General features: G+C 36.6%; 10 protein-coding genes and 1 riboswitch. Of the genes, 1 reads left to right on the top strand and 9 read right to left on the bottom strand.

Annotation, left to right across the window (positions count from 1 at the left end; translation table 11 throughout):
* Nucleotides 1–168 precede the first annotated feature (168 nt).
* Nucleotides 169–729, bottom strand: coding sequence for an energy-coupled thiamine transporter ThiT (gene thiT, locus CRO00_RS05365; RefSeq protein WP_097072640.1), 561 nt, complete (start codon nucleotides 727–729; stop codon nucleotides 169–171).
* 138 nt (nucleotides 730–867) lie between these two features.
* A riboswitch (TPP riboswitch) is annotated at nucleotides 868–975 on the bottom strand.
* A 132-nt stretch (nucleotides 976–1,107) separates the two neighbouring features.
* On the opposite strand from thiT, the gene CRO00_RS05360 reads away from it, so the two are divergent.
* Nucleotides 1,108–1,434 carry a magnetosome magnetite crystal formation protein family gene (locus CRO00_RS05360; RefSeq protein WP_097072639.1) on the top strand — a complete coding sequence of 109 codons (327 nt, stop codon included), beginning with the start codon at nucleotides 1,108–1,110 and terminating at the stop codon, nucleotides 1,432–1,434.
* A gap of 41 nt (nucleotides 1,435–1,475) precedes the next feature.
* On the opposite strand, the gene CRO00_RS05355 is transcribed toward CRO00_RS05360, so the two are convergent.
* The 8 genes from CRO00_RS05355 to CRO00_RS05320 form a co-directional block, all read right to left on the bottom strand.
* Nucleotides 1,476–4,550, bottom strand: a complete 3,075-nt coding sequence (locus CRO00_RS05355) for an AAA family ATPase (RefSeq protein ID WP_097072638.1) — start codon at nucleotides 4,548–4,550, stop codon at nucleotides 1,476–1,478.
* Complete coding sequence (locus CRO00_RS05350; RefSeq protein ID WP_097072637.1) at nucleotides 4,547–5,719, bottom strand: exonuclease SbcCD subunit D; 1,173 nt, start codon at nucleotides 5,717–5,719, stop codon at nucleotides 4,547–4,549. Before CRO00_RS05350 ends, CRO00_RS05355 begins: the two co-directional genes overlap by 4 nt.
* Nucleotides 5,720–5,896: 177 nt before the next feature.
* Nucleotides 5,897–7,126 carry an aminopeptidase gene (locus CRO00_RS05345; RefSeq protein ID WP_097072636.1) on the bottom strand — a complete coding sequence of 410 codons (1,230 nt, stop codon included), beginning with the start codon at nucleotides 7,124–7,126 and terminating at the stop codon, nucleotides 5,897–5,899.
* Between the two features lies 1 nt (nucleotide 7,127).
* A complete protein-coding gene (locus tag CRO00_RS05340) occupies nucleotides 7,128–8,276 on the bottom strand; it encodes a DEAD/DEAH box helicase (RefSeq protein WP_097072635.1) in 1,149 nt (382 codons plus the stop codon).
* 126 nt (nucleotides 8,277–8,402) lie between these two features.
* The gene (gene cuyB, locus CRO00_RS05335) at nucleotides 8,403–9,113 is read right to left on the bottom strand and encodes a cysteate racemase (protein ID WP_097072634.1); all 711 of its coding nucleotides are present in this window, start codon (nucleotides 9,111–9,113) and stop codon (nucleotides 8,403–8,405) included.
* Complete coding sequence (locus tag CRO00_RS05330) at nucleotides 9,110–10,330, bottom strand: carboxylate--amine ligase (protein WP_097072633.1); 1,221 nt, start codon at nucleotides 10,328–10,330, stop codon at nucleotides 9,110–9,112. Before CRO00_RS05330 ends, cuyB begins: the two co-directional genes overlap by 4 nt.
* A 183-nt stretch (nucleotides 10,331–10,513) precedes the next feature.
* A complete protein-coding gene (locus CRO00_RS05325) occupies nucleotides 10,514–11,695 on the bottom strand; it encodes an acetyl-CoA C-acetyltransferase (protein ID WP_097072632.1) in 1,182 nt (393 codons plus the stop codon).
* A gap of 18 nt (nucleotides 11,696–11,713) precedes the next feature.
* Nucleotides 11,714–13,207 (bottom strand): class I adenylate-forming enzyme family protein, encoded by a 1,494-nt coding sequence (locus CRO00_RS05320; RefSeq protein WP_097072631.1) that lies wholly within the window; start codon nucleotides 13,205–13,207, stop codon nucleotides 11,714–11,716.
* Nucleotides 13,208–13,225 lie beyond the last annotated feature (18 nt).

The raw sequence follows: 13,225 nt of genomic DNA, 5'->3' as shown, positions 1-13,225 counted from the left end.
TTCTGCTGATTTTCTATTACATTATTACGACAATTGCATGGGCATTTTGTCGTTCATTTGAGTTTGGAGCGGCACGAGCCTTAGTGTGCCTCAAAAACAGTAGTAAATCTTAATAATAAAAAATAAAAAGCCAATTTGCATTAATACAAATCGACTTTTCTCAAAATTTTATATTGCTGATTTTAATAAACGTGGGGCAGAAGTAAAAATGAACGAACCAACAATTGCCGTCAAAATAATAGCTGGAATCATATAAGAGCCATTATATACGAGCGTGTATACCCAAACATTTTGATCGCCTGCGTACTCTGCAAAGAAAACGGCACCTGCGATTGAATGGGCAGCATAACGTAGTAGCCCACCAACTACAATGCCCATAATAATATATAAACTAATTTTTTTCTTATTTAAGTTTTTTGCTGCTTCAAGAATTTGGTGACGGAATAATCCTGCTAAGCCTACTACTGTAAATGCTACAACATAGTCGAGTAATGCTTGTGCCCAGTGAAGAATATACGCTCCTAAAGCCATTTGTAAAATACCTACTAATAGCCCTGTGACTAGTCCAGCAGAAAGTCCCCAGCGAACAGCGATGATTAAAATTGGTAACATTACAAAGCTGATTGAACCGCCTTGTGCCCAAAGTGAAAAAGAAATTTTGTCTAATACTAAACCGATTGCTGCAAAGATAGCAATTTCCACAAGCATTAGTAATTTTGATTTGTTCATAACAAGTCTCCTCTCTTTTATTCCGATGTAGAACATTTGAGAAGGAATAGAAATCGTTATATAGTTTCTCCCTATGCTTATAGTTCATACTAAAAGCAAAAAAATGACCTCAGGACAGATCCTGACGCCATGTATGGGTTCGGTTTCTATCCACATCCCTACGCAAGTGCTAACTTACAGGTTCAAAGAGTTAGTGCAATCCGTGCACAATCTCAGCTGACTTCATCAGCTCCCCTTGTGGTAATACATCTTGTTTAATTGTTTGAACAATCTCATTTTATCAGAAACTTTTTATTTTTCAACTAGATTTTATTTATTTGAAACTATTCTGAATAAAAATCCGTATATGTATTATATTGGAAGTAAGGAGAGAGTTTAATGGATAATAATAAGATCATTTCAGCTCTTTGTTATATTAGTTTATTATTTGCACCTTTTTTGCTGCCTTTAATCGTCTATTTTGTTGTAAATAACGATGAGGTGAAATATCATGCTAAACGGGCTTTTATTTCCCATCTAATTCCTGTTGCTATCGGAATGCTACTGGGGCTATTTGGACTTTTGGGTGTTTTCAGCGTTTATAGCGCAGACACAATGAATGGATTCGTCATAATATTATTTGCTTTTATGGCACTTTATTTCCTTATTACAGTAATCTTGATGATTTGGAATTTGATTCAGGCAGTAAAAGTTTTAAAATCCTAAAAAATCTGCACTCCCTTTTGAAGAGGAAGTGCAGATTTTCCTTATTTTAGCGTAATTTTCGTTCTACTATAGCCTTCTTTCAATTTCTCCACTTGTAAGATAGCTGGCATAGCCGCTTTTAATTCATTAACGTGTGAAATTACCCCAATCATTCTTCCTGATTTTTGAAGGTCAATCAACGTATCGATAGCTTTCATGAGTGATTCTTCATCTAACGAACCAAATCCTTCATCGATAAACATCGTATCAATTTGCACACTTCCCTGGAAGCTTTGTATCACATCTGCCATCCCTAAAGCAAGACATAGTGAAGCGTTAAATTTCTCGCCTCCAGAGAGCGATTTCACGTCCCGGGATTGTCCCGTGTACGTATCATATACATCAAGACTAAGTCCACTTTGACGGCCATGAGATTCTTGGCGATCTGAACATTGTAAATAATACTGGCCGTTTGATAAATTCTTCAATCGGATATTAGCAGCTTCTGTTATTTGCTCCAAGTAACCCATTTGTACATAACGTTCAAAGGAGATTTTTTTACTATTTTGGCCACGAAGTAAATTATACAAATCAATAATTTGAGCCGATACTTCTTCTAAATGATGGATTTCAACAGCTACGCGATCAAGCCGGTCTGAGAAATCAATTGCATGCCGTTCATAATCTTTTGTAAAATTAAGAGTTTGCAAAGCATTTTCATAGCTCCCTTTTAATTGTGTTAATTGTTCTTGAGCTAGAGATAAGTCTACCTTTACAATCCCCTTTAATTGTTGACGCTCTTCTTGCACTTGATTTGTTAACGAATGAAGTTCATTTGCAAAGGCTAAATGGCGCTCTTGAAGTTGTTGAATTTCCTGTTCAGAACGAATTGCAGCTTTAAATTGCGAGTAACTTTCAAATCCATTAACGTTAATTGTTTCAAGTAGCTGCACTTTTGCAATTTTTAATTTCTCTTCTAAATGTTCTAGTTGGTGTTTTATTTGATTGTAAGCCTCGTTATTGGATACAACAGATTTTTCAACAGCTTGAAGATTTTTTTGTACAAGTTCCCATTGTTGTAGTAATGCATCTCTATGTTCTTTTGCTACTTTAAGTGCTTGTTGTAGTTGAGAAAGTTGTTGTAAATGACCTGGAATGGATAGACGTTGCTGCTCTAAAATTGTACGTTGTTGGACTAGCTGTTCATTGATCATTTGATAACTTTGTTCAAGCCGTTTGCGATTTTCATCTAGTTGTTCGTTCGAAGTCTGGTATTGTTTCAACTGTTTTTTATAGTTTAAGAGAGTTTCAGCATCTTTTTGTAATTGTTCAACCCGCGCGTTAACTTCATGGAATTGTTGATTGAATTGTTCTTGCTCATGAATCGGCGCTCGTAAGTTTTGTAAAGATTCTTCATATTGTTTTATTTGCATTTTGCTTGCGTTTACATTCACTTGGGCATCGTATTTCTTTTGCTCAATTTGAGTAAGTTGTGCTTTTAAATTTTTTAATGCTTGTTCATCGATAAGACTGATGTGTTCACGATTTACTGTTTGGTGATCTGTGCTTCCACAAACAGGGCAAGGTGAGCCAGGTACTAAATTTGCAGCTAAGATAGCAGCTTGGTTACTTAACCATTTTGTTTCTTCCTCATTATACAATTGTCTAGCATTTTCATACTCCGCCGAAATCATCTTGTATTGCTCTGTTAAACGATTTTGAATTGATGAGTGTTCGTTATATTTAGCATAAATTTGCACTACTTCACGCAAATAGCGTTGTTGTTCCAGTGTTTCATTTAAATTTAAGACTTTACCTTCAAGCTGCTCCATTTGATCGTTCAAGAGTAATATTTGTTGTCGTTTTTCTTCAAGTTGTTTCTCTGCTTGTTGAAAATTAGATTTTGCCAAATTATACTCATTTGTTATAGATTGTACAATTTGTGTTTGTTTTTCAATTTGCTCATATAGAGGAAGTAATTTTTCCAACTCAATCACTTGTTGAGTTGCAACATCACGTTCGCCTTGTTTTGCTAGCTCTTGTTCATATGCTTCCTTTGCATTAAAAAGATCAATTTGAGCTTGTTTTAATCGCTCAGTTACTTGTTCTAGACGACGTTGTTGTAGTTGTTTTTCATCGTTTAATTCATGGCATTGTTTGTCTAACGGTTCGATTTTACTAGCACGAATTGCAGCTTCGTAATCCGTTTTCATTTGGTCAAAGTGCGGCTTTTGCTGCTCCATCTCATGTAGTTTGAACCGTTTCTTTTCATAAGCATCAATGCGATCATTCATTGCTTTGTTTGCAATAAACAGTTCGTACTTTTCGTTATATTTACTCAAGGCGGCTTCATATAACTTTTGGTCCTCTATCATCTTTTCCTGATAATATTTGATTTCCTCATCTAAGCCATCTCGAAGTTGATAAATGTTCGAATGTTGATCTAACATTGAAAATAACAATGATTCACGTTTTGGTAACGCTCCTGAAATTTGAGCAATGATACTATTTTTTAATGCTCGAGATTCATTTAGCTTTTGTTCAGCTTGTTTTTTCTTCTCTTCAAGCTTCTGCGCCATTTCGCCATATCGGTTCGTTTTAAAGATTTTTCTTAAAATCTCTTCTTTATTATCAGATTGAGAAGTTAAAAGTTTACGGAACTCTCCTTGTGGTAACATGACGATTTGATTGAACTGGTCATAAGAAAGCCCAATAATTTCTTCAAGTTTTTTATTAATATCTGTCACTCTTTGGCGTTCGACAACTGGTACTTCTTGTTCATTTTGAATTTCGAACAACTCGTATTTTTCACCTGTTGCATTTTTACGACCTTCTTTCACGTGGGAAAGCTGACGCAATACACGATATGTTTTATTATGAATTTCAAAAACTAGTTCAACTGCCGTATGAACATTGTTATCAGCAAAATCACTTCGAAGCATTTTCGTGTCTTTTCGATCCTGACCACTACCATAGCCGTATAAAGCAAAACAAATCCCATCAAATATCGTTGTTTTTCCCGCTCCTGTTGATCCTGAAATAACAAAGAGTCGATTATCTTTTAGCTCTCGAAAGTCAATAACCTCTTCATTTTTATAAGGTCCAAAAGCACGCATCGTTAATTTAATTGGCTTCATTTTAAGACCACCTCATTTGATTCACGTTCTTCTGATAACATGTCTTGAAGCACTTCTTCAAACAGCTGTAGTTGTATTTCAGTAGGCTCGCTTCCTGCAATTTCTTTATAAAACGCATTGAACAAACTTAGATCGTCCATTTGCTCACGACGAACCAACTCGCCATTTTCAGTACTTTCTACTTTCTGCAATACCTTTCGTTCAACATGCATAGCGTTTGGATAGACTGTACGGATTTGCTCCATTGCACCTACAACTGGTGTTAGATCCGTTAAACGCACAAATACGTAATCTTCGCTGATTTCATGTTTTAAAATTTCTTGTATTGATCCTTCAATTATACGTAAATCTCTTCTTGGAATGAACGGTCGTTTTGTAATGGATACTTGTCCTGTCTGATCCAAATCGACAATAAGAAATCCTTTTTCATGATTTGCTTCAGAAGACGAGTATTTTAAAGGTGAGCCAGAATAACGGATGGTTTCGTTTAATACATAGTGCGCTTTATGCAAATGCCCAAGCGCTGTGTAATGGAATGATTGGAAGTATTGTGCACTAACACATTCAGAGCCCCCTATCGCTAGAGGTCGTTCTGAATCACTTGTATTGTTTTCCCTTTCTCCATGGGGTGTAATAAATGCATGTCCAATGAACACATGGCGTTTTGACTTGTCCATTTTGTCCTCAATCTTTTCAATAATTTTCCGCATTGCGTCATCATAAGTGTTAATGGAGTCGTCTTCAAATATATGCTTAACAGTTGATGGTTCTACAAATGGAACTAGGTGGAAATGAACTTCTCCAAATTGATCATTTAACACGATTGGTTGCAAGCCTGCATGCAGTTCCCCAGCAATATGTAATCCGCTTTCTTTCATAAGCTTGCTTCCAAATTGTAATCGAGTAGGGCTATCATGGTTACCTGCAATACTTAGTACAGGGACTTTGCGTTTTAGTACAATTTCAGCTAGTATGTCATCCAATAAATTTACTGCATCTACTGGTGGAAGTGAACGGTCATATAAATCCCCAGCAATGATAACGACATCTGGCTGCTCTTCATCAATAGCTTGTAAAAATTGTTGCAGAACATGGCGTTGATCTTCTGTCATATAAACACCTTGTACTAGCTTTCCTAAATGCCAATCAGCAGTATGAAATATTTTCAAATACAACACCCTCCCAAATAATTTTCTCCATTATAACATTTTTCGACTTGAAGCACGAACAAATATTCGTTATTTGCTATATAATAAGGTTTATTTGCTTTTCTTGGTGAGTTATTTGCTTTTTACATCTAAACAAAAAAACCCAACACAAATTCGTGATGGGTTACGATATCAATATTAAAACGCCCAGTTCCCTTTACGGAAAATCGGTTCTACTGTTCCGTCTGCTAAAATTCCGTCTATATCCATCTCCGCGCTACCAATCATAAAGTCTTCGTGGGTAATGGATACGTTAATACCAAGTGCTTCTAACTGGCCTTCCTGTAGTTCGCGACCACCTTCAAAGCAAGTAGGATATGCTTCTCCAATGGCTAAATGGTTTGAAGCATTTTCGTCAAACAAAGTGTTGAAATAAAGAATGCCAGAATTCGAAATTGGGGACTCGTGTGGAACAAGCGCCACTTCCCCTAAGTAAGCTGATCCCTCGTCATTAGCAACCAATTCTTGTAGCAAATCATTTCCTACCTCTGCCTCAGCTTTTATAATTTTACCCTTTTCAAAAGTGAGTGAGAATCCATCAATAATGTTGCCTTGGTATACTAATGGTTTTGTATTGCGAACAACTCCATTTACACCATACTTACAAGGTAATGTAAATACTTCTTCTGTCGGCATATTGGCAATAAACGTAGTACCTTCTGGAGTTTTGCTGCTCCCTGAAACCCAAATATGTTTTTCCGGTAATTCAATCGTTAAATCTGTTCCAGGAGCTTTATAGTGTAATTTAGCATATTTCTTGTCATTCAATTGTTTTGCACGGCTTTCTAGATTCGCTACATGGTTACGCCAATTCTCCACTGCATCTCCATCACCAATACGAACAGTTTGGAAAATCGCTTCCCATAGTGCAGCCACTTGTTCATTTTCAGGTAAATCAGGGAAAACTTTCGCAGCCCATTTAGCTGATGGAACAGCAATAATAGACCAAGCAATATCATCATTCATTACTGCCTTACGATACCGGACTAATGCTTCTCCAGCCGCCTTTGTTTGTGCAGAGATTCGTGAACTTGGAATGCCTGCTAAAAGGTCTGGATCTTCCGCATCAATCCATAAAAGAGCACCTTTGCGTTCAATTAATTCATCACGTTGAGCAACAATCCACTTTGGGTACTTGCTAAATTCATCATCACTACCTAATTCATAAAAAGCACGAGTAAATACTGGGTCAGTTAAGTTAACCTGAACTCTCCCAGCACCTGCTTCATAAGCCTTTTTAACGACAATTCGAGTAAATTCTAGAGTATCTGTTGATGTATTGATTAATAAGTATTGACCTTTTTGTATATTAGCTCCAACTTTTACCGCAAGTTCAGCGTATTGTTCTAGCTTTTCTTCAAACGTCATCTTATTTCCCTCTCTTTTGTGAAACCGTTTTTGAATTTCCTTCAACTAATTTTCCTTGATTCCACACTTTTTGAACTGTTTTTACACCCATCTCACGCGTTAATTTTTTATATGTTTTTTCATCTCTATACGAAAGGAGTGTTAATACTTCACCATCTGCACCGGCGCGACCAGTACGGCCTGAACGATGCGTATATTGTTCAATTGTATGTGGAGCATCAACATGAATAACATGCGTTAAGCCTTCAATGTCTAATCCACGTGCTGCAATATCTGTCGCAATGAGAATGGTTGATTCACCTTTACGAAAGGCATCTAACGCTTTTTTACGTTCTTCTTTTTTCATATCAGAATGCAATGTGACAACTTTTGCGTCTTTGTATTTTAACTTCGATTCCTTCATTAATACTTGGTCGATATTGTTAACAAATGCTAAACCGCGCAAGCCTTCAATATGAGCAAGTCTACGTAGCATATCGGTTTTATCCCGTTCATCTACTTTAATGAATGAATGTACCACTTTTCCTACTTGCACCATATCTTCAGGTTTAATGCTAATTTGAACTGGTTCAAACATCAATCGGCTCGCAACAAGTTTTATTTCCTCTGTAATCGTTGCAGAGACTACTACCACTTGACGACCGTAAGCTGCACCTTCAATAAAGGATTTCACGATTACACGGTATTCACGACTTAAAAGCTGATCACATTCATCCAGAACGATTGTTTCGATTTCTTTTAGTTTTAACTTGTTTGCTTTTGCTAGTTCATTTAATCGACCAGGAGTCCCAACAACTATCGTTGGTTTCTTTTTCAATTTTTCAATTTGACGTGCTGAGTTGGCACCACCAATTAATTGCTGCACTGTAATATCCGTCCCGGAAGTCCATTCACGAATCACTTCTACAATTTGCATTGCTAATTCTTGGGAAGGGGCAACAATAAGAGCTTGAATTTGTTTTTTGCTCCCATTTACTTTATTTAAAATCGGCAGTACATATGCTAATGTTTTTCCAGATCCTGTCGGTGATTCGGCAACAACATCCTTGCCTTCAAGCATCGCAGGAATCATTTCATCTTGCACTTTCATTGTTGTTTCAAATTTCCATTTATTTTGTAATGTTTCGTTTAATAAATTTATAACAGACATTTTATACCCACCTTTAGTTACTTGCGTTTAGTTTACCATAATTTAATGAAATTACACGATTTTACATAGTGGAATTTCTATGGAAACTTCGCCACATAAAAAACCCGCCTAAATTTTAGGCAGGCACTAAACTTTAATAGGATTATTTAATTCATAACCACATGCCACTATCGCACTTTCTGCAAGAACAATGAGCGAATCGATGTAGTGATTACTTAATTTCAACTCTTTGTTAATGATTGATAGTTCTGTACAACCTAAAATCACTTTATCACAATCTAGCTTACTTATCGCTTCTTCAATGGGCTGCCATTCCTTTAATGAAACTTCCCTTCCCGCTTTTACATAATCATAAATAACGGACATTACAGTTTTTTGAGTTTCACTATTAGGGAGTACTGGTTCAATGTTTTCTTCAATTAGTGCTTGTTGATAAACGCCCGAAGTAACTGTCCCGTCTGTTGCTAAGATTCCTACACGCTTTGCCCCTAAGGAAGATGCGCGTTTTGCAGTTTCCCGAATCATATGAAGAACAGGAACAGGAGAACCTGATTGCAATTCCTCATAAAAAGTATGGGCAGTATTACAAGGGATACAGATTAAGTCGGCACCGGCATTTGCCAGTTTTTTCGCGTCATGAATTAAGTATGGAACGGGATCTTCCTTTGTATTATCTAAAATGTATTCCGTTCGATCAGGGATGGTTGTGTCATTATCGATTATTGTATGAACGTGTTCTTGATCTTTTGATGCAAGAGTACGTCGAACAATCATTTCGCCGATAAACATGGTTGCTAATGGACCTACACCGCCAATAATACCTAAAGTTTTTCTCATTCTTCTAGACCTTTTTTATTAAAGTATTTTTTATATTTTCGATAATAGTTTAAGTTGTTTAACGTTAGTTTTACCCATCGTTTAAAATTCATGTCTTGTTTAAAATATAAAGAATTCGTCCATTTGCCTTGGCGAATTAAACTTTTTGCTTCAATTTTCATTTTTTCGTTTGAAGCGTATTTGAATAAAACCCCTTTAGGAATAATCATCCACAAGTGGCGATTGTCACCATAAGTTAAATCTTGCTTGATATTTAACATATGGTCATCTGCTACGTATTTCATTAAGTTGTAACCTGCTGCAGTAACAAAATAACTTGAACGACCGTTACGTAGGTTGATTTCAAATAGCTTGTACTCACCATCACGAGCGTCGTACTTCATATCAAAGTTGGCAAAGCCTGTGTAACCGATATCTTCTAAGAAGAAACGCACCTGATCCATTAATTTTTCATCATGCGTTGTAATAATAGCCGCATAACTTCCAATGCCTTCAGGTGAATGTTCCTCTAAAATTGGGTTACCTAAACACATTAACTTTACTTTCCCGTCTTTTCCTACGTACGCATTTAATACACGCATGTAAGAATCATCGCCAGGGATGAACTCTTGCACAATCATCGTATCTTGATAAGTCGATGCATAAATGGCTTTTAAAATAGCCGACTTTTCTGCTTCATCATGGGCAACGAAAACTTTCTTTTTGCCTGGGAAAGAACATGCCCAATATGCTACTGAGTTTGAAGCTTTTAAGATGATTGGGTAATCAAAGGGTGGTGTAAAATCTTCGTAATTATCCGCAGTAACAGTTGTTGTACCAGGGTATTTGAAATGATATTTTTCACACATTTTATAGAAGTTTTCTTTTAATAAAATTTGATCCATTAACGATTCATCAATATATGGAACTGTAAAGTATTGTTGTAATGCCGGTTTATTTTTAATTATTAACTTCGCATAATCATCACCACATGCGAGAAGTAATAATTTTTTATCAGGGTATTGTTTTGCCACCTTTTCAAGAGCTGGGACAAATACTTCCTGTTGATTTAAGTTTTTTATTTCTTGGAAATGTAGGATTCGACTATCTTGAGTAGCCGTTAAATGCGAGCGTCCTAATACGAGGGGTTTTAAACCATATGCTTCATAAAATGCTCGGGCCATTCCGTATGCGTTCATATCAGAACCTAATAATATTGGTAAAAATGGTTGTTCCATTGTGTTTCAGCTCACTTTAATGTTTAGTATAAGGAATAGTTTAACACATTTTTTTCACAAGTTAATAAGCATACGTTACTAAATTTTCTGAGCCTGAACAAATATAGAGCTACATAATTGAAGACTTTATTTGCTTGTCTATAATAAAAAGCCGGCTAAATACGCCAGCTTTTAAATCAACTCTTATAAAGATTCAATGACCATTGCGATTCCTTGACCACCACCGATACAAAGACTTATCACTGCATACTTTCCACCTCGGCGTTTTAACTCGTAAGAAGTCGACAATGCTAGACGAGTTCCACTTGTCCCAACAGGATGACCAAGTGCAATGGCTCCACCGTTTACATTCGTTATTTCACGGTTTAAGCCAAGTTCTTTTTCCACTGCTAAAAATTGAGCAGAAAAAGCTTCATTCACTTCAACTAAATCCATATCTGATAGGGATAAATTAGCTCGCTCTAATGCTTGTTTAATTGCAGGAACTGGGCCAATCCCCATAATTGTAGGATCAACTCCTGCTACACCCCAAGAAATAATACGAGCAATTGGTTTCAATTTATTTTCCTGCACAGCCCTCTCACTTGCTAAAACTACTGAAGCTGCCCCATCATTTATGCCGGATGCATTCCCGGCAGTAACCGAACCATCTTTTTTAAAGGCTGGTCGAAGTTTAGATAAAATTTCTGTTGTTGTATTTTCTTTAATATGTTCATCTACTTCAATGGCCACTTCACCTTTTCTAGTTTTCACGTAAACTGGTACAATTTCTTCCTTAAAATATCCTACTTCTCTAGCATGAGCAGCTCTTTGATGAGATTGTACAGCAAACTCATCTTGTTCCTCACGAGAAATATTGTATTGTTCTGCTAATTTCTCTGCCGTCATGCCCATTCCTGAACCAGTATACTTGTCTGTAAGAGTGGCTTGTAACATATCAACAAATTGAAGATTTCCAAGCTTTTGTCCGTTAAATCGTTGTTCAAAATTTGCAAAAGGCGATTGGGACATATTCTCTGCTCCACCTGCTAGAATAAAATCAGCTTCACCTAACAAAATGTGCTGAGCTGATGTAACGATGGATTGTAACCCCGAGCCACACAACCGGTTTAAAATAAGTGCAGGAACATCTTGCGGAATGCCAGCTTTTAAACCAATATGCCTTGCTAAATAGGAAGCATTTACCCCAGAATGAATCACACTACCGTAAATTACGTGATTTATTTGCGAAGGTTCAACGTTTGCTCGCTTTAACGCTTCGATTGCCGTAACTGTCCCTAGTTCAACTGCATCTAGGCTTGCAAAAGAACCTCCAAAAGAAGTGAAAGCTGTTCTTGCACCATCTACTATATAAACATTTGTCATAAACAATCCCCTTTTTTACTAAAGATTTTCTACAAAACTAGAACGTAATGTATGTTTTAGAACTTTGCCTGAAGCATTCCTTGGTAATTGCTCTATAAACTCAATCTCTTGAGGTACTTTATATTTTGCCAGTTGTGTTTGACAGTAAGCTAAAATTTCATCTGCAGAAATTGCTTCGCCTTCTTTTATTACAACAAATGCCTTTGGAACTTCCCCATACACTTCATGGGGCACCCCTACAACTGCTGCTTCTAAAATTTGTGGAACTTGGTACAAAACTTCTTCCACTTCAATCGGGTATATATTTTCTCCACCACGATTAATCATGTCTTTCTTGCGGTCCACTATATATAAAAATCCTTCTTCATCAAAACGACCTAAATCTCCTGAATATAACCAGCCATTTTGCAATGTACTGGCTGTTTCTTCAGGGTTGCGCAAATAACCTTTCATCACTTGTGGCCCTTTTACACAAATTTCGCCAACTTCTCCTATAGGCACTTCTTCACCATAGCTATCCACTAATTTAATTTCAGTTCGAGCTAATGGACGCCCTACAGAACCAATTTTTATTAAAGCATGTTCATCTGTTAATGAAGAAGCAGCCGGTGTGTTTTCTGTCTGACCATAAAGATTTTGCACTTTCACTTTAGGGAACGTATCTTTTAACTGTTTTACTAATTCATAAGGCATAGGTGCTGCACCATAGCATAGTAATCTTAAATGTTCAAAATGGTAATGTTTCAATTCAGGTTTGTTTAGTAATATCGTATACATGGCAGGTACACCAAAGAATATTGTAGCCTCTGTATCTAATAAATTTTTCAGCGTTCGATCTGGTGAAAATGCCTCTTCAATAATGACAGCTCCACCTTTATATATCGTCGGAACTGCAAATACATGGCTTCCTGCACAATGGAATAATGGTGTACAAATATACATACGATCATTTCTCGTCATCTTCATGGAGCCAGACCAGATTTCTGCTGTCTCAAAAATATTTTGATGGCTTAACATGACGCCTTTTGGTTTACCTGTTGTCCCGGATGTATACATAACAACTGCTGTATCACTTTCTTTTAAGGATGGCAGTTTTACATAGGCTCCATCATTTTTCAAAAGCTCTCTAACTTGTCCAACACTAATTTTCTCTTCAAAAGCATACTTTGAGTTTTCAATTGTTTGTTGAATTTTCTCATCGTAAAACAAAACTTTCGCTTCTGAGTGTGTGAAAATATATTCTACTTCAGGTGGTGCTAGTTTCGTATTTACAGGCATACAGGTTAACCCAGCTAATTGAACTCCATAATAAACGGCTAAAAAATAATCGGAATTCCCCATAAACTGTGCAACAATGTCTCCCTTTTGATATCCTTGCTGCAGTAAGTAACTTGCGATTTTTTGTGCATTTTTATATAGCTCACTGTACGTCCAGCTACGCTCCTTAAATTGAACAGCTAGTGAATCTGGATTACTCATTGCATGTTGCCTTAACACATTTGTAATGAACATTTAAAATCCCCCTAGAAT

This window comes from Ureibacillus xyleni, assembly GCF_900217795.1.
Classification (GTDB): Bacteria; Bacillota; Bacilli; order Bacillales_A; family Planococcaceae; genus Ureibacillus; species Ureibacillus xyleni.
The sequence above is the reverse complement of the archived record's forward strand: the minus strand, read 5'-3'. Positions and strand labels throughout refer to the sequence as shown.